Source organism: Pedobacter nototheniae (genome assembly GCF_032678625.1).
GTDB classification, from domain to species: Bacteria; Bacteroidota; Bacteroidia; order Sphingobacteriales; family Sphingobacteriaceae; genus Pedobacter; species Pedobacter nototheniae_A.
On record NZ_JAVTSO010000002.1, the window covers coordinates 112,929 to 133,476 of the forward strand.

Annotated in this window: 20 protein-coding genes; 10 read left to right on the forward strand and 10 right to left on the reverse strand. The window is 35.9% G+C overall.

From position 1 onward, the window contains the following. The first annotated feature begins 311 nt into the window (after positions 1–311). Together R2Q77_RS06235 and R2Q77_RS06240 are read left to right on the forward strand one after the other, a co-directional pair. Positions 312–1,682, forward strand: coding sequence for a dipeptidase (locus tag R2Q77_RS06235; protein ID WP_316802855.1), 1,371 nt, complete (start codon positions 312–314; stop codon positions 1,680–1,682). 269 nt (positions 1,683–1,951) lie between these two features. Continuing rightward, positions 1,952–2,932: a glycoside hydrolase family 43 protein gene (locus R2Q77_RS06240; RefSeq protein WP_316802856.1), complete on the forward strand. Its 981-nt coding sequence runs from the start codon at positions 1,952–1,954 to the stop codon at positions 2,930–2,932. 65 nt (positions 2,933–2,997) lie between these two features. On the opposite strand, the gene R2Q77_RS06245 is transcribed toward R2Q77_RS06240, so the two are convergent. After that, a complete protein-coding gene (locus R2Q77_RS06245; protein WP_316802857.1) occupies positions 2,998–4,206 on the reverse strand; it encodes an MFS transporter in 1,209 nt (402 codons plus the stop codon). A 104-nt stretch (positions 4,207–4,310) separates the two neighbouring features. On the opposite strand from R2Q77_RS06245, the gene R2Q77_RS06250 reads away from it, so the two are divergent. Continuing rightward, positions 4,311–5,195, forward strand: coding sequence for a glycoside hydrolase family 25 protein (locus R2Q77_RS06250; RefSeq protein WP_316802858.1), 885 nt, complete (start codon positions 4,311–4,313; stop codon positions 5,193–5,195). Between the two features lie 48 nt (positions 5,196–5,243). On the opposite strand, the gene R2Q77_RS06255 is transcribed toward R2Q77_RS06250, so the two are convergent. Continuing rightward, positions 5,244–6,341, reverse strand: coding sequence for a dipeptide epimerase (locus R2Q77_RS06255; protein ID WP_316802859.1), 1,098 nt, complete (start codon positions 6,339–6,341; stop codon positions 5,244–5,246). Between the two features lie 116 nt (positions 6,342–6,457). Between R2Q77_RS06255 and R2Q77_RS06260 the strand changes: the two genes are divergently transcribed. The 3 genes from R2Q77_RS06260 to R2Q77_RS06270 all read left to right on the forward strand — a co-directional run bounded on the left by R2Q77_RS06260 (position 6,458) and on the right by R2Q77_RS06270 (position 9,977). After that, positions 6,458–8,470 (forward strand): thioredoxin domain-containing protein, encoded by a 2,013-nt coding sequence (locus R2Q77_RS06260; protein WP_316802860.1) that lies wholly within the window; start codon positions 6,458–6,460, stop codon positions 8,468–8,470. A gap of 138 nt (positions 8,471–8,608) precedes the next feature. Next, the gene (locus R2Q77_RS06265) at positions 8,609–9,241 is read left to right on the forward strand and encodes a porin family protein (protein ID WP_316802861.1); all 633 of its coding nucleotides are present in this window, start codon (positions 8,609–8,611) and stop codon (positions 9,239–9,241) included. Positions 9,242–9,470: 229 nt separating this feature from the next. Further along, complete coding sequence (locus R2Q77_RS06270) at positions 9,471–9,977, forward strand: peptidylprolyl isomerase (RefSeq protein WP_316802862.1); 507 nt, start codon at positions 9,471–9,473, stop codon at positions 9,975–9,977. Between the two features lie 76 nt (positions 9,978–10,053). Here the strand turns inward: R2Q77_RS06270 and R2Q77_RS06275 are convergent, their stop codons facing one another. The 5 genes from R2Q77_RS06275 to R2Q77_RS06295 all read right to left on the reverse strand — a co-directional run bounded on the left by R2Q77_RS06275 (position 10,054) and on the right by R2Q77_RS06295 (position 15,063). Continuing rightward, a complete protein-coding gene (locus tag R2Q77_RS06275) occupies positions 10,054–10,491 on the reverse strand; it encodes a hypothetical protein (protein WP_316802863.1) in 438 nt (145 codons plus the stop codon). 99 nt (positions 10,492–10,590) lie between these two features. Further along, positions 10,591–11,859: a hypothetical protein gene (locus tag R2Q77_RS06280; RefSeq protein WP_316802864.1), complete on the reverse strand. Its 1,269-nt coding sequence runs from the start codon at positions 11,857–11,859 to the stop codon at positions 10,591–10,593. Further along, a complete protein-coding gene (locus R2Q77_RS06285) occupies positions 11,852–12,436 on the reverse strand; it encodes an RNA polymerase sigma factor (protein ID WP_316802865.1) in 585 nt (194 codons plus the stop codon). Before R2Q77_RS06285 ends, R2Q77_RS06280 begins: the two co-directional genes overlap by 8 nt. Before the next feature lie 129 nt (positions 12,437–12,565). Next, entirely contained in the window at positions 12,566–13,276 is a 711-nt protein-coding gene (locus R2Q77_RS06290) for a DUF4397 domain-containing protein (RefSeq protein ID WP_316802866.1), read from the reverse strand. Between the two features lie 164 nt (positions 13,277–13,440). After that, complete coding sequence (locus tag R2Q77_RS06295; RefSeq protein WP_316802867.1) at positions 13,441–15,063, reverse strand: ABC-F family ATP-binding cassette domain-containing protein; 1,623 nt, start codon at positions 15,061–15,063, stop codon at positions 13,441–13,443. A 239-nt stretch (positions 15,064–15,302) separates the two neighbouring features. Between R2Q77_RS06295 and R2Q77_RS06300 the strand changes: the two genes are divergently transcribed. The 4 genes from R2Q77_RS06300 (at position 15,303) to R2Q77_RS06315 (ending at position 17,442) form a co-directional block, all read left to right on the forward strand. After that, a complete protein-coding gene (locus R2Q77_RS06300) occupies positions 15,303–15,860 on the forward strand; it encodes a hypothetical protein (protein WP_316802868.1) in 558 nt (185 codons plus the stop codon). A gap of 108 nt (positions 15,861–15,968) precedes the next feature. After that, the gene (locus R2Q77_RS06305) at positions 15,969–16,544 is read left to right on the forward strand and encodes a nitroreductase (protein WP_316802869.1); all 576 of its coding nucleotides are present in this window, start codon (positions 15,969–15,971) and stop codon (positions 16,542–16,544) included. Between the two features lie 44 nt (positions 16,545–16,588). Then, positions 16,589–16,933, forward strand: coding sequence for a DUF1801 domain-containing protein (locus R2Q77_RS06310; protein WP_316802870.1), 345 nt, complete (start codon positions 16,589–16,591; stop codon positions 16,931–16,933). 47 nt (positions 16,934–16,980) lie between these two features. Then, the gene (locus R2Q77_RS06315) at positions 16,981–17,442 is read left to right on the forward strand and encodes a 3-oxoacyl-ACP synthase (protein ID WP_316802871.1); all 462 of its coding nucleotides are present in this window, start codon (positions 16,981–16,983) and stop codon (positions 17,440–17,442) included. Positions 17,443–17,446: 4 nt separating this feature from the next. On the opposite strand, the gene R2Q77_RS06320 is transcribed toward R2Q77_RS06315, so the two are convergent. From R2Q77_RS06320 to R2Q77_RS06330, 3 genes are read right to left on the reverse strand one after another with little or no spacing between them, the layout of a single operon-like run. Then, complete coding sequence (locus R2Q77_RS06320) at positions 17,447–18,607, reverse strand: DUF3298 and DUF4163 domain-containing protein (RefSeq protein WP_316802872.1); 1,161 nt, start codon at positions 18,605–18,607, stop codon at positions 17,447–17,449. 37 nt (positions 18,608–18,644) lie between these two features. Beyond that, positions 18,645–19,496, reverse strand: a complete 852-nt coding sequence (locus tag R2Q77_RS06325; protein WP_316802873.1) for a polysaccharide deacetylase family protein — start codon at positions 19,494–19,496, stop codon at positions 18,645–18,647. Positions 19,497–19,501: 5 nt separating this feature from the next. Then, positions 19,502–20,386 (reverse strand): polysaccharide deacetylase family protein, encoded by an 885-nt coding sequence (locus R2Q77_RS06330; RefSeq protein WP_316802874.1) that lies wholly within the window; start codon positions 20,384–20,386, stop codon positions 19,502–19,504. Between the last annotated feature and the right edge of the window lie 162 nt (positions 20,387–20,548).

Here is a 20,548-nt window from a genome sequence, read left to right on the forward strand (position 1 = left end):
TGGGTCGCAATTTACTAATAAAATTAATTAAATCTGCTTGAAGGAACTCATGTTTTTAAAATAAATATGATAAAATAATATCACTGTTTAAAATCAGAAAATTAGTCGGATTTATACCCTTATTCAGTTTATACAATCTATTTTCTTAGAGTCGGACGAAATGCCCAAAAAGAATTAATCTACCATTAAATAATATCAATTGGATGCCTGAAAGTAGCAGATTGTCAAAACAGCTTAAATTAATTTCCGATTGAAGTAAAATTTAATGCCTTTTACCTTAAAATCCTATATTTGCCCAAATTCATTTTGTTATGCAAGAGATTAAAAATTATGTAGAAACACACAAACAACGTTTTTTAGATGAGTTGTTTGAGTTATTACGTTTTCCATCGGTAAGTGCCGATCCAAAATATAAAGCTGATGTTTTAAAAACGGCTGATTATGTTGCTCAAAAGCTAAAGGATGCAGGTGCAGATAATGTTGAGATATGCCCTACTGCAGGCTATCCAATTGTTTATGGCGAAAAAATTATCGATGCCTCTTTGCCAACGGTGTTAGTTTATGGCCATTATGACGTTCAACCGGCAGACCCAATTGAGCTTTGGAAAACACCTCCTTTTGAACCAACAGTACGCGATGGTAAGATTTATGCCCGTGGCGCATGTGATGATAAGGGACAGTTTTACATGCACGTTAAGGCATTTGAATTGATGATGGAAACCAATACACTTGCCTGCAATGTGAAATTTATGATTGAAGGTGAAGAGGAAGTGGGATCGGCCAATCTTGGTGTTTTTGTTAAAGACAATGCTGAAAGATTAAAAGCTGATGTTGTATTGATATCTGACACGTCGATGATTAGTATGGAAAACCCTTCTATCGAAACTGGTTTACGCGGTTTAGCCTATATGGAAGTTGAGGTTGTTGGTCCTAACCGTGATTTACATTCAGGTGTTTACGGTGGTGCGGTTGCCAACCCGGCAACAATTTTGTGTAAAATGATTGCTTCTTTGCATGATGAAAATAACCACATTACCATTCCTGCGTTTTATGATAAAGTTGTAGAATTGACGGACGAGGAAAAGAAAGCTTTAAATGCCGCACCTTATGATGAGGCCGAATACAAAGAAGATTTAAATATAGAAGAAGTTTGGGGCGAAAAGGGTTACAGTACTTTAGAACGTACCGGAACAAGACCCACTTTAGAAGTAAACGGAATTTGGAGCGGATATATTGGTGAGGGTGCTAAAACGGTATTACCAAGCAAGGCAAATGCGAAAATTTCTATGCGTTTGGTTCCAAACCAAAGTTCGGATGAAATCTCTGAAATTTTTGCCAGACATTTTGAAAGCATCGCTCCGAAAAATGTTAAAGTAAAAGTTACAGCACACCATGGCGGTGAACCAGTAGTTACACCAACAGATAGCATTGCCTACAAAGCTGCAGAAAAAGCCATTGAAGATAGCTTTGGTAAAACAGCAATTCCAACAAGGGGCGGGGGCAGTATTCCAATTGTTGCTTTATTCGAAGATGTTTTGGGAATTAAATCGGTATTGTTTGGTTTTGGTTTAGATAGCGATGCCTTGCACTCTCCAAATGAGAAGTACGACATTTTTAATTATTATAAAGGCATTGAAACGTTGCCTTTATTTCATAAATACTTTGCAGAACTGAGTAAATAATTAGTTCAGAAATTATTTAAATCCCTGTTTAAACAACTTAAACAGGGATTTTTTTTCGGAAATAAATGCTCCGTATTTTATTGGGAAATGATGTCCTGCGATATGCTGAATCCCGGTGAAAAATCAGAATGCCACCATCGGTAGGGTTTATTTTACAAAGCTTAGTGCCTTTTCAGAAGCCTGATTCTACGGTAACAGTATTCAATTTAAATTATACCGCTCAACAGGCATTAATTTTTTTAGACATATTTTTTTTCTAAATTGGTAGAATGAAACACTTTATCTCCTCCCTTTTACTTTTTGCTGCATTTCCTTGTTTTGCACAAAATACTAAAACGATTAACCAGTCTGGTAATCCTATTTTTCCAGGTTGGTATGCTGATCCTGATGCAGCCATTTTCAACAATAAGTACTGGGTTTATCCCACTTACTCTGCAAAGTATAAAGAACAAGTGTTTTTAGATGCTTTTTCCTCAGATGATTTAACCCATTGGAAAAAACATGAACATATTTTAGATACTGCGGCTGTTAAATGGGCTAATAAAGCCATGTGGGCACCAGCAATTGTACAAAAAGATAAAAAGTACTATTTGTTTTTTGGTGCAAACGATATTCAAAGCGATCAGGAGATAGGCGGAATTGGTGTAGCGGTTGCCGATAAGCCGGAAGGACCTTATAAAGATCACCTGGGCAAACCCTTAGTTGATAAATTTTATAATGGGGCGCAACCTATTGATCAGTTTGTGTTTAAAGATAAAGATGGACAGCACTACCTGATTTACGGCGGCTGGCAACATTGTAACATTGCTAAACTGAATAAAGATTTCACCGGTTTTGTTCCCTTTGATGACGGAAAGGTTTTTAAAGAAATTACACCCGAACATTATGTGGAAGGCCCTTACATGTTTATGCGTAACGGAAAGTACTATTTTATGTGGAGTGAGGGCGGTTGGACAGGTCCTGATTATTCGGTTGCCTATGCTATTGGAGATACACCTTTTGGCCCTTTTAAAAGGATTGGCAAAATTTTAAAACAAGATCCGCAGATTGCAACGGGGGCAGGCCATCATTCTGTTATCATGAACGAAAAGAAAAATCAATACTATATTATTTATCACCGAAGACCATTAGGAGATTCTGATGGTAATCATCGTATAACCTGTATTGACGAAATGAAGTTTGATGCTGATGGAAATATTCTCCCTGTAATTATAACTAAAGAAGGTGTAAATGCCCAAAAGGTTAAGTAGATTTTTAGCTCCAGAAGAATAAGTTTTTCTGGAGCTTTTTATTTAAACCGGAATTTTCTCGCTAACTAAGGAATGTGGCGCTTATTTAAAATATGGTATCCATAAGCGCAAAAGAATAAAAGTATAGCTACTCCGGCCCAAAGCCAGTTGTATCCAAATTGGTTGGCTATATAAAACCCCGCCAGCGGACCAACCACCTGGGCAAAAGACCAGCTTAAGGTATAACCTGCCGCATACAAACCCCGATTGTGCTGATTGCTTCTGCTAATAACTAAGGTGTTAATAAAAGGTAAGGCAAACATCTCGCCAATAGTGAGGGTAATGATTGCCAGTACGGCAACGCCAATATGGAAGATTAAAGGAACGCTTAAAAGGAGGTAAGAGGTTGCAAAAAACAAAGCGCCAATAATGATAAAAAACATGGGTGGTCGTTTTTTCTCAATCTTATTAATCATTATCATTTCAAATAAGGCAATTATGGCGCCGTTTAAGCCGATAATCATACCTATAGCAAATTCATTAATGTGCCACTGCTCTTTAAAAAAGATAGGAACCACCCTAAACATTAAAAAGGCACAAGTGATAAAAATTGTGGTTAATAATATAAACTGTATGTAAAAAAGATCTTGCCAGGGCTTTACAATTATCATTTTACTTCTGTTTTCTTTTGCTTGTTTAACAAAGCCCCTAACTTTTGGCAACAACAGTAAGATAGATAAACCTACCAGCATGCTCACTACTCCCTCAACTATAAACAGTAGTTGATAGTTAATGGATGCAATTAAACCTCCCAATGTAATACCGGCCGAAAAACCCATATTGGTTGCCAGGCGGTTTAACGAATAAGATCGTGTTGTAGTACCTTCTTTCGCATAATTTGCAATTGCAGTAAAATTTGCGGGCCTAAAAGCTTCCGAAAAAAAACTAATCACTACGGCTAACACGCAAAGGGTAGAAAAATGTGTAATGGTGGAAAATAATATAAAAAGAATCCCACTTATTGCTGATGATAAGATTTGAACCGGTCTAAAACCAATTACATCTGTTAATTTTCCGCCAGCTGCCGAACCTAAAATAGCACCAACACCAAATAAAGCAACTATCAACCCGGCATCCATTTCAGAGCGATGCAAACTTTGCGTAACATACAAGCCCATAAAAGGAACAGCCATGCTGCCGCAACGGTTTAAAAGCATAACAATACTTAACAGCCAGGTTTCGCGACTTAAACCACTAAAAGATGCTTTGTAAGTATTGAATATAAGCCTGAACATTGGGGAATGGGTTTGAGCTGCAAAAGTACTAAATGCTTTAATTTTATTGTTCAGATATTGGGTAAATTAAATTATGATGACCTGAATTTGTTTATTTTTGCTGCATGCCGGTAAGTAAACCCAAGGCTGCGGTTAGCAGGCCAAAAACTGACACGAATAAACCAAAGCGTGTTGTAAGGAAGAAAAAGAAGAATGGCTTAACTACCAAGTGGAAGGTTGTAATTGCAGGGATATTATTGATTTTGTTATCGCCACTTTATTATGGCTACATTTTAAAAGGCTTTGTTGCCACCTGGAGCTGGGTAAGAGATTGGGGGCAGGATCCAAATTATAGAACCTATAAAAGCTTTAACATTAAAATTCCTAAAAAGTATGTTATCCATGGTATTGATGTTTCTTACTATCAGGGTAAAATAAACTGGCAAAAGGTTAAATCGATGAAAGAGGATGAAGTAAACATTAAATTTGCCTTTATAAAAGCAACAGAAGGTATTTTACTTGTCGATCCTTATTTTCAGCGGAACTGGCGTGAAGCACCAAAAGCCGGAATTGTTTGCGGGGCATATCATTTTTTCAGGCCGAAAAAAGATGGCAAAACGCAGGCTAAATTCTTTTTGCAGGTGGTTAATATTGAAAAGGGCGATTTAGCACCTGTTGTTGATATTGAATCTCTTGATGGTGTTTCGCCACTTAAAATGCGTACCGAGCTGATGGATTTTTTAAATTATGTAGAACTTAAAACCAAAGTACGTCCGATTATTTATAGCGGACTAACCTTTTATAAAGATTACCTGGAAGATTATTTTGAAGGTTATCCATTGTGGATTGCACATTATTACCAACCCAGGTTAAACTTAGATAAAAGCAAATGGAGCTTTTGGCAACATTCTGATAAAGCCAGGATTAATGGCATTGGCCATATTGTAGATTTTAATGCATTTAACGGTGATAGTGTAGCCTTTGAAAAAATGAAAATTAACAAACTTTAATTTTAGTTTGGCATTTCAGTTAACCTACTTTTTAAGGAGCCAATCAACTTATATTGTCCAGCTTTCGCAGGTTTCCAGGAAAAACTCATCGGCTTCGGCACCAATTCCAGCCTCGTCAGGTACATCCAGAAAGTAACCATCATAAGTTAATCCACCCACAACAGGATCAACCAAATGGCCTAATAAACAGGTGTCTAAATCAAAAAACTCAACATTTGGACTGGCCAAAGCGAAGTGTAAATTTGCGCTTAAAGCAATGCGGCTTTCCAGCATGCTGCCAATCATGCATTTTACACCTTTTTGCAAGGCTTCTTCATGGATTTTTTGTGCCTCTAAAATGCCACCTGATTTTGAAAATTTAATGTTTAAATAACTTGCAGATTGGCTATTAATCAACTTCCTGGCATCATGATGGTTGTAACAGCTTTCGTCAGCCATTAACTTAATCGGCGAATTTACATTCAATTCCGGCAGTTGATCATCGTACCAGGTGCGCATCGGTTGTTCGCAAAATTCAATATTATACTTTTCAAGTTCTGTTAAAGCAAATAAAGCATCATCAAAACTCCATCCCTGGTTTGCATCTAAACGCAAAGTCATTTCTTCGCCAACCGCAGTCCTTATTTGTTTAACCCGCTCAATATCGTCATGTATTTTTTTTCCTAATTTAATTTTAATAATCCTGCATCCCTGATTTTGATATTTCAAGGCAGTTTCAGCCATTCCTTCAGGTGTATCAATTCCAATCGTCATATCGGTTTCAATGCGGCGCTTTTGTCCCCCTAAGAATTTATAAAGAGGCAAACCCGCATGTTTGGCTGCAATATCAAATAAAGCCATATCAAAAGCGCTCTTAATTGTACTGTTATGATCCGCATAACCCAATAAATCATTCATCCTTTCTGGTATATCCAAAGGATTTTTTCCCTTCCATATTTGAGCAAAATCTTTTGCCATAACCAAACAGGTATCTTGTGTTTCACCAACAATCATTGGAAAAGCAGAACATTCGCCAATGCCATGTATCCCCGAATCGGTATATACTCTAATGAGTACATTCTGGGCAAAATGCATGGTTCCTGTTGCAATTACAAAAGGTTCCATCGGAATGCTAAAGCGATATATTTCGGTATGGGTAATTATCATTTTCTTGATTTTGGATCTGGAACTAAAGGTATAATGTTCTAACATGAAATTAGAAATTTATGTCAACTTTATCAAAAAACCTATGCCTTAAAGTTTAAACCTTTTAACTTTACAGCATGGAAAATCAACCTAACAATTTAATTAAGGCTTCATCGCCCTATCTTTTACAACACGCTTATAATCCGGTTAACTGGTATGAGTGGGGTGCTGAAGCTTTAGAAAAGGCTAAGGCAGAGAATAAGTTGATTTTGGTTAGCATTGGATATTCGGCCTGCCATTGGTGTCATGTAATGGAACGCGAAAGTTTTGAAAACCATGAGGTGGCCGAAGTGATGAACCAACATTTTATTTGTATTAAAGTAGATCGGGAGGAAAGACCTGATATTGATCAGATTTATATGTATGCCATCCAATTAATGACGGGCAGCGGCGGATGGCCATTAAACTGCATTTGTTTGCCAGATCAACGGCCAATTTATGGAGGCACATATTTCCGTAAAGCCGATTGGATTAATATTTTAGAAAATGTGGCCAATCTTTGGTCAAATGAGCCTGATAAAGCGATTCAGTATGCTGAACGTTTGACCACGGGCATTCGCGATAGCGAAAAAATTATTCCGGCGATAAAAACCGGCGACTATACGGAAACCGATTTAACTGAAATTATTGATCCCTGGAAGCACCATTTTGATATTGGTTTCGGAGGGTATAACCGCGCGCCCAAATTTCCTTTGCCAAATAACTGGGTTTTCTTATTAAGGTATGGTTTCCTGAAAGATGATGAATCTGTTTTTACGGCAACGTGTAATACGCTTGAAGCGATGAGCCGTGGTGGAATTTATGATCAGATAGGAGGCGGTTTTGCCCGCTATTCGGTTGATGATAAATGGCATGTGCCGCATTTTGAGAAAATGCTTTACGATAATGCACAGCTTATTAGCTTATACGCTGAAGCCTATCAATGCACAAAATTCGATTCATTTAAACAAATTGTTGTAGAGTGCATTGAATGGGTATTTAACGAAATGACATCAGCCGAAGGATTATTCTATTCGGCATTGGATGCTGACAGCGAAGGTGTAGAAGGTAAATTTTACATTTGGGACAAGCAAGAGTTTGATCAGGTTTTAGGAGCAGATGCGGCTTTAATTGGAGATTATTATAATATCACGGAAGAAGGAAACTGGGAAGAGGAGCAAACCAATATTTTACGTAAAACCATTAGTGATGATGATTTAATAGCTAAATATAATATAGGGCTTGGGGAACTTTACGATCAAGTGAAAGCCTCAAAAGCAAAACTGATGGAGGTCAGGAATAGAAGGGTAAGACCAGGTTTGGACGATAAATGTTTAACCGCCTGGAATGCCATGATGATTAAAGCATTGGCCGATGCATCGCAGATTTTGAACCACGATTTATATTATAAAAAAGCTTCAGCAGCAGCAAAATTTATTTTAAAGCATTTAAAAACAGAAAACGGAAGTCTGCACAGAAATTATAAAAATAATAAAGCTTCTATAACGGCTTTTTTGGATGATTATGCTTTTTTAATTGAAGCGCTTATTGCCTTATACGAATGTGACTTTAATGAAAAATGGCTTTTAGAAGCTAAAAAATTGGCAGATTATGTGATGGCTAATTTTTCGGATGAAGAATCACCAATGTTTTTTTACACTTCCGCCCAGGCTGAAGATTTAATTGCCCGTAAACATGAGGTAATGGATAATGTTATACCAGCATCGAATTCGGTTATGGCTCAAAACCTTAAAAAATTAGGTTTGCTGTTTGATGAAGATATTTATACAAAAAAGGCTGCCGAAATGCTTGCTGCCGTACATCCAAAAATAAAAACCTATGGTTCTGCTTACGCTAACTGGGCAATTCAAATGCTTAATGAAGTGTATGGAATAAATGAGATTGCCATAACAGGTTTAGAAACAGATGTAATTAAACTGGAGTTAAGCGGACATTATATTCCGAACAAAATTACATTAGGCGGAACAGAAAGCAACCTGCCCTTGTTAGAAGGTAAGCAAAGCAACGAAACAAAAGTTTACATCTGCCGAAATAAAGTGTGCCAGTTGCCAGTTAATTCTATTGAGGAAGCATTAGAATATTTATTATAATTTCTATATGTCTGATTTTTAGCATTGTTCTATTAATTTAAAATGATCAAAGGCATATAAAGAGATTAATTATTTATCTGAATTTTACTAAATTTTAACATTGATAATTTATATTGCAGTATAAATTATCAATGCTCCATGAAAAGAATAATTAGTGCTTTAAGCTTAATGTTATTTACTTTTACAATAACATTAAGCCAAACCAGAACAACCCTTAAAGCGGGAGTTACTTTTCCTGCTATTTCAAGTAATCAATCGCAAGATTTGCAGGATGTCCCAAATGCAGTAGACTATTCAATGTCAACATCTTTTTACATCGGGGCAACATTAGACATCCCAATTTCCAATTCTTTTTACTTTCAAACGGGCGGTCTGTTTATAGGAAAAGGTGGTAAAAATGAGTTTTATGGGAATACCGAAAAAATTAAAACTTACTATGTTGAAGTACCATTGAATTTTTTATTCAAATTTCCGGTGGGGAAGCAACACGTTTTTTTAGGTGCAGGCCCATACTTTGCTATGGCGGTTACTGGAAAAAACAAATTAACCAATTCTTCAGGGCAGGCATATAATACAAACATAACCTTCGGAGAACGTTTTAAACGTGCTGATGCTGGTTTAAGTTTCATCTCAGGGCTTGAGTGTTCCAAACATTTAACACTCAATGTTGGCTATAGTATAGGCTTGTTAAATATTAGAGGGCAGGGTGCAGATTATATTTTTGATAGAAATAAAGTATTATCTGCTGGTTTAGGCTATAGAATTAAATAGTTGTTTGTAGTTTGTGTATTACTGGAATGATCGGTACATGGGTTGCTAATACTGAAATTTTCAATCTCTTTGAACAAATAGACTTACTTTTTTGTTAAACTAATAATTAGGTTATCTTTGCGCTACGAGCGCAAAATCAAGATAAAAAATATTTGCCGAAATAAAATATGCCAGTTACCGGTTAAAACTGTTGAGGAAGCATTAGCGTATTTACATTAAAACAATTTAAATGAATATTTCACCAAACTCAGTAGTAGCATTAACTTACGAATTGCATACTACTAACGAAGAAGGACAACAAGTTTTTGTTGAAAAAGCGGATGAGCAAAACCCGTTAGTATTTTTATATGGCGTAGGCATGATGTTGCCTAAATTTGAAGAGCATTTAACCGGTTTAACAACTGGTGCTGAATATAGCTTTGAATTATCAGCTGCTGATGGTTACGGCGAAATTGATCCAGGTGCTTTTGCTGATTTACCTAAAGCCATGTTTACTGAAGCTGGTGGCGAATTGCCAAACGTTGGTGATGTAATTCCTTTACAGGATAACAATGGTAACCAATTTAGAGCTGGTGTTACCGCCGTACACGATGAAACAATCTCTGTAGATTTAAACCACCCTATGGCTGGTAAAAATTTAGTGTTTAGCGGAACAATTTTAAATGTTCGCGAAGCAACGCAAGATGAATTGGCTCATGGACATGCTCATGGTGCTGATGGACATGCAGCTCACTAAGAATAAACGAATATCAAAAAAGGCTTCAAAATATTTTGAAGCCTTTTTTTTGCTTTAGCTTTTAGCTAAAATGCTTTTATAATTGTTTTGATGCGATTAAGGCAATTGGAGGATTATCCATCGCATTACCTTTATTTAATTTCAATGTGCCTTTAACGCTTATTGGTAAATACGTAAATTTTATAGGTTCAGTCATTTCTACTAAAACCATAATTGGAATTCCGTTTTTGCCACAAAAAAAACATTGATTGATGGGCAGGGTAGAAAGCATGAATTTAGTTTGTTTCATGCCATCTTTAATGGGTACAATATAGCCGGTAAGGTCAAATGATTTATTCTCGTATTTTTTAATGTTTGTGTTGTAAACCGCATACATTTCAGTGGGTTTGATGGTTTTAAATTCAACACCACCAATTACATCCCAGTTTGCAGATTCCATTTGGTCGCTGGGATCGTGCTGTGCTTTAGCCGCAAAACTTAAAAACATTAAAAATATAAAAGCAATTCTTACCATAATTTGTATTAAATGAGCTGTTTTCCAAATACAAATATAAAAAAGCAGAAACTTTTTAAGGGTAATTTATTTGCTACGCGTAGTTAGGAGCTCAGGATATTAAAAATCTATTTTCAACCTCAATCCACCATTGGTTAAATTTAAGTTGTCTTTTGAGAAATTTTTCATAGGCACCCTTAGAAAAGGTTCAACAGCAATATTTTTCTTCGGCGATATTTTCTGTTTATATCCTAAAGAGAAATTATAGAAGCCTAAATATTTTTCAGGCGCAATTACAGTTTCCGATTGCTGTTCAGAGACGCGTTCAGAAACCACAAGCATTCTTTGTTCAGCATAACCCATTGCGTTAACAACGGTTGTGTTTTGTGCCTGTGTAACCACATAATTGTTTTGTTGCTTATTATTTATAATTGCCATGGCAGATATACCAACTCCGGTATAAAACTTATTACTGATGTTATATTTTAATTCTAAAGGGATGCTGATTCCGCGTACACTGGCATCAATAGATTGCAAATTTTTACTTTTATTGTCGGTACTGGCAAATGTATTGGTTGCAGGAGCATCTGCAGCCATATTTCCATTCCCTTTATTTTGATTGGGATCGCTGGTAGAGCTCAACGCCGCATAAGATACACCTGAACTAAGCGATAATTTATCTGCAAGATTATAGGAAAGAGAGAAGCCATAATTCATGTTTACCTTATTATCATTTCCCATGGCTGGTGCTACAAAAATACCAGGTTCCCATTTATTGTTTTCTTTGCTGTTTTTAGTTTTACCATTTTGCTGTGCAATAAAGGTATCTTTCGCTAATAAATCTTCAAAACTGCTTTTCAAAGGAACTTTTTTCTTTTCTTTTACAAGTTCAAAATCTCTTTGTTTTTGCAATGGTAATATTGAAATATGGACTAATTTATTCTCTAACTGATTTGAATTTAAAATGCTTGATTCTGCATTATTTGCTGTTATAGTCGTGTTTTCAGCTTGCAGAGGCTGATTAGAGGTGTTGTCAACCGCTGTATCATTAGTGTAATTTAACGGATGGTTTTTTAATCCTCCCTGGTTTTCCACAAGTTTATTTTCCATGATTGGTGTGATCTCACCAGGTACAGAAGTGGTGGGTTTTACTTGTTCAGTAGCCGGTTTAGATTTAACAATGGTATTTGTCTTTTCGGTTTTGTATAAAGAGAAAAATAAACCGCCGAACACTAATATTAGTGCTGCAGCACTCCATAAGGGCCAGTAAACAAAACCTCGCTTTTTATCTTTTTCCTGAATAGAAAAGCGCTCCCAAGCCCCAGGAGAATAAGATTCTTCATGGTTATTGAGTTGCGTTTTGATATGATCAATTAACTCTTTATCCATTTTTTTTATATGAATTAACCAATGTGTTTTGGTAAAGGGTACGTAATTTGTTTTTTGCTCTCGTTAGGTAAACCCGACTTGAGTTTTCAGGAATGGTTAATAATTTGGAAATTTCATCATGGGCAAAGCCCTCAATTTCGTACAAGTTAAAAACCAGCCTTTGAGTATCAGGTAAATGATTAAGTAAATTTAAAATATCATTCACATGAAGGTCTGAAGCGATTGATACCTGTGTAACCGGATGTTCATCTTCACCCAAATCGTCTACATAAAACTGAGCTTTATTACTCCTTAATTTGTCGATAGCCGTTCTGGACGCAATTTGTGCAATCCACCCCTTAAAAGTCTTTTGTAATTCCTCAGGCCTTTTAGGAGGTTTAAAGCTTCCTACGTTTTTAAAAATTTTTATAAAGCTGTCATTTACAAGTTCTTCGCTATCTGAAATGTTTTTAGTGTACCTTAAAATAATACCCATTAAGTAGCCATAAAATGATTTATACATCATTTCTTTACAGCTGTTGTCGTTTTTTACACAGCCTTTTAAAATTTCCTCAAAACTGAGTATTTTTTTGACCACCCCTGGCGATTGTTTATTAAAAAGGTTGATTAGCTAAGATCAGTCAATTAACTGCAAGGTAAAATTAAGGAAAATAACACCATCCACAACTCTGGATGCAATTGGGATGATGCTAAATTCCAGGTAGAATTAGTTGTTTGACATCACTTTAAGTCCAAATTTGGTGCTGTCGGTTTTGCTTTTTAACCCTTTAGCCCAAATGGTGTAAATTTTTCCTTTTTCAATTTTAACGCTCTCAAGTGTTGTTTTTGCCGTTGGATTGGCACTTTCCTTTACTTCGAAAGTATAACTGTCAGAAGGTGTTACCGAAACAAAACTTGTAAATTCTTTATAAGCCTTTGTTGCAAATAATGCAGGCTGGCCTTGTATTGCCAAGTCTAACGCAGGTGCATCAGGGCTTAAATTTACAAAGCGAACTTTAGCTTTATCTGTTTCAGGTGCTTTTAAATCATCTTCCAAAATCAGGATGCTGTTCTTTTTTAGGGTGTCAATTACAAAAACTGAATAAAACTTACCCGATTTAAAGGCAGTGGTGGTTGTAGTCAGGTATTTTAAAGAATCTCTTTTGGTTACACCAATCAATCTTGATCCGGGGTAAGCGGCAAAATAACCCATATCGTTTGTATACGTAAATATTTTATTATTTACCCTGTTGTTATCCACTATAAAATCCAAAGCACCAGCACCCGGAGAGGCGTGTACAAAACCTATTCCGGCAGCTTCAACTGAATCATTGTTGTTCCAATCTTTTTTACAGGAAGAAAAAATTAATGTTATAGCGAAGAGCGAGAAGATAATTTTTGACGTGATGCCAAAGGATTTGTTCAGATTAGTTTTCATGTAGTTAAATCAATTTTATAAATAAATTGGTTAATGGCCATTAACACTTTTTTCTTAAAACGAGGCTCACTGCAAAAACGCTACAATGAAAGCGCTTTTTTTATTGTATAAAAAAAGCGTCTTGATTTAACATCAAAACGCTTTTAAATATAATTGAGCTCTTATTAAGAATACATGCTTTCGCGTAGTTTTGCAACTTCCTCGCTATTTATGTACTCATCGTAGGTCATTAACTTATCAATTGTGCCTTTTGGCGTAATTTCGATAATTCTGTTTGCCACCGTCTCTGTTAACTGGTGATCTCGGGATGTAAATAAAATTGTTCCTTTAAAATCCTTCATTCCATTGTTCAATGCTTCGATAGATTCAAGATCAAGGTGATTGGTTGGTTCATCAAACATCAATAAATTGGCTTGCTGCAACATCATTCGTGAAAACATACAACGCATTTTTTCACCACCTGAAAGTACTTTTACATTTTTTAAAACTTCCTCACCAGAAAATAGCATACGGCCTAAAAAGCTGCGTACAAATTGTTCATCTGCATCTGTACCAGAGTATTCACGTAACCAATCTACCAGATTTTCATCTTTACCGGCAAAGTATTCTGAGTTGTCATTTGGAATGTCAGCTGTGCTAATGGTTACGCCCCATTTAAACTCACCTTTATGGTCTGAATCACGACCTGCTAAAACATCATAAAATGCTGCAGTTGCTAAACTGTTTTGAGAAAGAACAGCAATTTTATCCCCTTTATTTACCATAAAAGTAATGTCCTGGAATAAAATTCCATCGTTACCGGTTTTGCTTAGCTTTTCTACCTGTAAAATTTGATCTCCGGCTTCTCTGCCTGTATTGTTAAAAATAATAGCCGGATATTTTCTGCTTGATGCTTTAATTTCAGAGATATCGATTTTATCTAATGCTTTTTTACGCGAAGTAGCCTGCTTAGATTTTGAAGCATTGGCACTAAACCTGCGGATAAATTCCTGCAGCTCTTTTACCTTATCTTCCATCTTTTTATTCTGGTCGCTGCGTTGTTTTAAAGCCAGCTGACTTGATTCGTACCAGAAGGTGTAATTACCAGAGTAAGTACTCATTTTAGCAAAATCAATATCCACAATATGTGTACAAACTGCATCTAAAAAGTGCCTATCGTGAGATACCACCAATACAATGTTTTGATAATCAGCTAAGAAATTTTCTAACCAGGCAATGGTTTCAATGTCCAAATCGTTGGTAGGCTCATCCAGCAATAAAATATCAGGATTTCCAAATAATGCCTGCGCTAATAATGCACGCACTTTTTGAGTATTATCCAGTTCTTTAAGCAGTTTATAATGGTTTTCTTCAGTTATACCCAAATTACTCAACATGGTAGCTGCGTTGCTTTCCATATTCCAGCCATCCATTTCGGCAAAAATGTTTTCAAGTTCGCCAGCACGCTCACCATCTTTTTCAGAAAAATCTTCCTTCATATAGATGGCATCTTTTTCTTTCATAATGGAATATAGCTCTTTGTGGCCCATCATTACAGTTTCAAGCACGGTAAACTCATCAAATTCATAATGGTTCTGTTTTAAAACCGCCATTCTCTCGCCCGGAGTAAAAGCTACACTGCCCGAAGTTTGATTGACCTCGCCAGATAAGATTTTAAGGAAAGTAGATTTACCTGCTCCGTTAGCCCCAATTACACCATAGCAGTTGCCTTGTGTAAATTTTAAGTTAACGTCTTCAAATAATGTGCGTTTGCCGTATCGTAATGATAAATTAGAAACTGAAATCATGCTGTATAGAAATAAGCCGCAAAGGTAAGTAAAAAGGTTGAGGGTAGAAAGACTGAAAACAAAAGCTTTAGGTTTAATAATTTGAAAACCAACTTTTTTATAAGCATTAAATGGCACTGCTTAATGTGTTGTTGTGAAAAAAAATGGTCGTTTAAATTTTATTTAACCAGGGATTCGCCTTTGGATAATTTTTAAAAGTGTACCGAATTATTTTCAATCCCATTTTCTATTTTTGAACTATGTACAGCCAACTCCTCAATGCCGTTAAAACAACGCTTTCTAAAGTAAAAGTAGAAAAGTTAGCTTTAATTGCAACGGATGACCGTTTCTCTATTAAAGATTTAATCGATTTAACTTTTCATCCGGATGAGCAAATTGGTTTTAGGGCAGCCTGGATATTGGAAAACATTTATACCAAATTCCCCGAAAGATTTTTGCCTCATGCCACGTATTTTTTTGAAAAACTCCCGCTACAAAATAATTTATCTGCCCGGAGGCACTACAGCAAAATTTTAGCTTTTATAACCAACAAAAAATCAATACCCGAAATAAAAGCGATTATTACCCTTTACAATACGGATAAATTGGTGGAAACCGTTTTCAACTGGTTAATTGATGAAGGGGTTCCCGTTGCCACAAAATCTCATTGTTTAAATGTGTTGGCTAATTTAAGTATTAAACATAGCTGGATCAAAGATGAGCTTTTACAAACGATGGATTACCTGGCAGATAAAGAAAGCATAGGTTTTTATGCGAAGGTAAAGCAAATTAGAAAACAATTTTCAGTCAGCGGTTAATGGTTTTTAGTTGTACTGTGCGCCATGAAAGCGTAAAATATTAATGTTTTTAGATTTTTGTTCTGGCTTTTAAGCCTGAGTCTTTCAGCTTTTAGTTATTTTTACCACATGAGTAGCACATATGAAATTCTATCAAAAGTAATTAAAGAACGCCGAAGCATTTTTCCGGCAAGCTATATAAAAAAAGAAATCCCTGTTGAAGTTATTCAGCAAATTTTGGAAACTGCAAACTACGCCCCAACACATAAATTAACGCAACCCTGGCGCTTTACCGTGATTAGAAAAGAAGGAAAAGCCAAATTGGGTGCAGAGCTGGGCCGGTTATATAAGAACCTGGTAACGGAACAACAATTTTTGCAAAAGAAATACGATAGTTTTGCCGAAAAAACCAACCAGGCAGATTGCATAATAGCTATAAATATGCAATTAAGCGGTAAAATACCAGAGTGGGAAGAACTTGCGGCAGTATCTTGTGCGGTTCAAAATATGGCTTTAACTGCCGAAAGTTTAAAGGTTGGAGCGTACTGGAGTTCGCCACCTTTAATTGATGATTTGGGCGATTTTTTAAGCTTAAATAAAAATGAAAAATGTATTGGTTTGTTTTATATGGGCTATCACAATGAAAAACCCTGGGAACCCAACCGTACCTCAATGGAAGAAAAAGTGCGCTGGATTGAAGGCTAATTTTTAACTGAGAATTTTGAATTTTTAGTATTAAAGTTTTTATTATGCTTAATCCTCTGGATCAATATTTTGAGCAAAAAGATACCCCGGTTAAACTTGCATTACAATATTTAAGAGCACTTTTAACCAGCTATGCAGATATAACAGAGCATTTAAAGTATGGAATGCCTTTTTATTACTATAAAGGTAAAATGTTCTGTTATCTTTGGATTCATAAAAAATACCTCCAACCTTATATTGGCCTGGTTGATGGTCATAAAATGAAACGTAAAGATTTGCTACAAGAAAAAAGAGCACGAATGAAAATCCTATTAATCAATCCTCATAAAGATATTCAAAAAGAGCAGATTTTAGCTGTTTTGGAAGAGGCTTTTAAGCTCCGAAGTTAATCACACCTGCCAATTACCTTTCTATTATTTATCAAATTTTATATTTAATGTCCAAACCCTCAAATATTAAGCCTGTTTTATATCAGCTTTGCCTAAATTTTATCGAAAAAAGAATTGAAAATATTGAATATTCTTTGCTTCAGGCCAGGCAGGCCTCAAATGATGATACGAAAAGCAGTGCCGGGGATAAGTACGAAACTACCCGCGAAATGATGCAGCAGGAAATGGATAGAAATAGTAAATTACTTTATGAAGCAGGGCAGCAAAAAATTGCCTTACAACAGATTGAAAATGTTGATGTAGCTAAAGAGGTTAAAAATGGCAGCCTGGTTTTTACTTCCGAAGGCAATTTCTACATCAGTATAAGTGCCGGCGAATTAAAAGCCAATGAACAAATTTTTTATGCTGTTTCTCAGGCGGCACCTATTGGGAAATTTCTAATCGGGAAAAAGGTTGGCGAAGAATTTAACTTTAACAATAAAACTTATCACCTTAACCAGATCCTTTAAATAATTATTTAAAGCCCATTCTTTCGGCGAAGGATGGCGTAATATACCTCTTTAACTGTTTGAAGGGAATAAATACGATAATTTGTCCTTGCGCGTAACTGGCCACTTCATAAGGGTTGTACAAAAAGGCCAGGCCATTATCATTAAAATAAAAGTTTTTACCAGGCTTTAAATAATCATCAAATAAAACCGTGCTAAGCTTATCACCGTTTTTAACGTTATATTGTTTTTTAAGGTTTTGTTCCAGCAATACCTGTAAAGCATTAGAATCTATTTTAATTACATCATCAAGTTTTAACCGCTTTAGGTTTTTGGTGTCGAGGCAATACATTGTGCTTCCATAATTACCATGTGCACCGCCTGAGTACGAACTATTTAGATGTTCGATAATGGTGTAATTTTTATCGTTGTATAAAATGTTTAAATCGTCGTCGCTGCTGTAATCTAAAGTCGCTGTTAAGCCACCTGCACCGTCAATAAGTTCCTTTACATCATTTTTATATTCGTTCAGGTATTCTTTTGCACCGTTTTTTATATTCTTAGCCCAGTCTGTTTCCTTCTCATTTAATTGGAGCATATTTTTAATCTGCTTGTTTATCCAATTTTCTGTCTCACCATTTCCTGTAGCTGTTAAATACCTATAAGATATAGTGGCAACAGGAGATTTTGCTTTGCCTGGAACAGCAGCGGCAGAGTCAGTATATTCAGCATATGAAAAAGCATAACTTCCGGCAGGATATTTTTCTTCAAGTAAAATAGGATAGGTTTTTACTGTTTTTCCACCTTTCCAGGTTCCGGTAAAACCATTTCCTGTCCAGTTTAACGAAAGTGTAGGTTGTTTTGCGTTTTCATCAGCATTATTATAGCCATCACTCTCTAAAAGCCTTACACTATCTTTGCTGATCAGCGTATCGGTTGATAAACCAAGCCAGGATCCATTATAGTAATAAGCGCCAGAAAAACTTGCGCCTAAACGTTGAAGATGCATAACAACGGGTTTACCTCCAACTGTTCCTTCAAATCTTTTATAAAAGGTTTCTGCTAAGGCTGTTTTAGGTTTAACACTGTCTATAACTTTTTCGGTTTCTTTATGATCAGCTTTTTGATTGTTACAAGCGGTTAATACAGTTAAACTTAAAAGAAATAGATAGATAAGATGCTTCATGTTTTTGGCGGTTAATTAATACATACACCCGGAACTGTTATTTTGTTTTATTAAAGCTTTTGTTTATGCTGTAATACAGATTTTTTGCAGTATATCTTCCCGGATCAATAATGCGCCTTATTGTGTATAATGGGTAGTTTTCATCCTGTTTTGTAGATAGAATGAAAGCTGCCTTAAAACCATGTTCTTTTAACTTATGAAGTGTTGAAGCTTTAGAAACACCGTAAGGAAAAGCAAAATATTCTACCTTTTTACCTGTAATCTGTTCTAAAGTTTTGGTTGGCTTATCAATTTGTGTCGTCCAGTCTTCATCGGTAAACTGGGCATAATTTTTATGGTCGTAAGTATGGCTGGCAATTACATTGCCATTATCAGATAATTCTTTAATCTGCGCTTTACTCATGTATCTTGGGCGACCGATAGAAACCGTCATAATAAAATAAACACCTTTAAAACCATACTTTTTCAACTCGCCGGCACCTGTTGTGTATTGATCCAGGTCAGTATCATCAAAAGTAATCATAATTGGTTTTTCAGGTAGTTTAGCTCCATAAACTAAGTAATTGTAAAGCTGATCGGGCAGTATGGTGTGGTAGCCACTGTCTGCCAGCATCTTCATGTGTGCTTTAAAGTTTGCAGTCGGAATAATATCGTCATGCGCACGTTTGGAATCCGTACTTTTCCAATCTCTGATTTGGTGGTAACATAAAACAGGTACCTCCCTGCGCGATAAAATGGTCTTATTATCTGCAGGTTTCTGGTTCACTGTATCTTTTGTTACCTGGTTTTTTGCTGCAACTTTTTCTTGATCAGTTTTTTCTTTTGAAGAATTAGCGGTGCAGGCAAGTAAAAATAAAGGAATGATCAAGCATAAGGGCTTGTACTTCATATCGTTTAAAAGCTAAGTTTAATGTTATTGCTTAATGTTTTTGGCGACCAGTATCCACTGGCTATAATTCTGCGGACCGTATACAGCGGGTCATTTTGATCACGTTTATCGGCTAATGAAAAAGCCATTCTGAAACCACGTTTCTTTAACTCAGGAAAACCTTGTGAATTCCATAAGCCAAATGGATAGGCAAATTCTGTCATTTTTTTACCGGTAATTTCTTCTAATTTTTTTGTTGGCTTATCCAATTGCTCTTCCCAATCTTTACCAGCGTATTTTTTGAAATTTTTATGGTCATATGTATGGCTTCCAATTACATTACCCTCATCAGAAAGTTGCTTAATTTGCTCCTTAGTCATATAATCAACAAATTTGCCCTTTCTGCCTATAGAAACCGTCATGATAAAATAAACGGCCTTGTAACCATATTTCTGTAAGGTAGGGCGCACAAAAGTAAACTGATCCATGTCAGTATCGTCAAAAGTTAACATTATTGGCTTACTTGGTAAAACTGCACCGGTATTTAGGTATGCATAAAGCTGATCAGGCAAAATGGTATGGTAACCGCTATCAGCAAGCATTTTAATCTGATCTCTGAAGTTTTGCTCTTCAACAATATAATCTTTTCCAACTTTACCATCTGTAGGTTTCCAGTTTCTAACCTGGTGATAACATAAAATAGGCACCTGTTTCCGGGCTAAAATGGTTTTCGCATCAGCTGGTTTAATTTTAGAAACATCTACCGTGCTGGTTGGCGTCGATGCGTCAGCTGTTTTTTCAGTTATGGCCGTAGAATCTTTGGTATTTTTAGATTCTGTTTGTGATTTGGACTGGCAGCCGGCAAATAATATTAATCCTGCTGAGATAATGGTTAAAAAATTGAATTTCATTCGTTTATTTATTGTTTTTGGGGAGGATTAAATGATTATCTAAATCATGGTATATTTAACATATCAGGATTATGGTACAAAACTAAAAAAAGCATTAATTAATCAAATATCAAATAAGATTCTGTTGATAACTATTTAAGAGCAGAATTTAATGAAAACTAA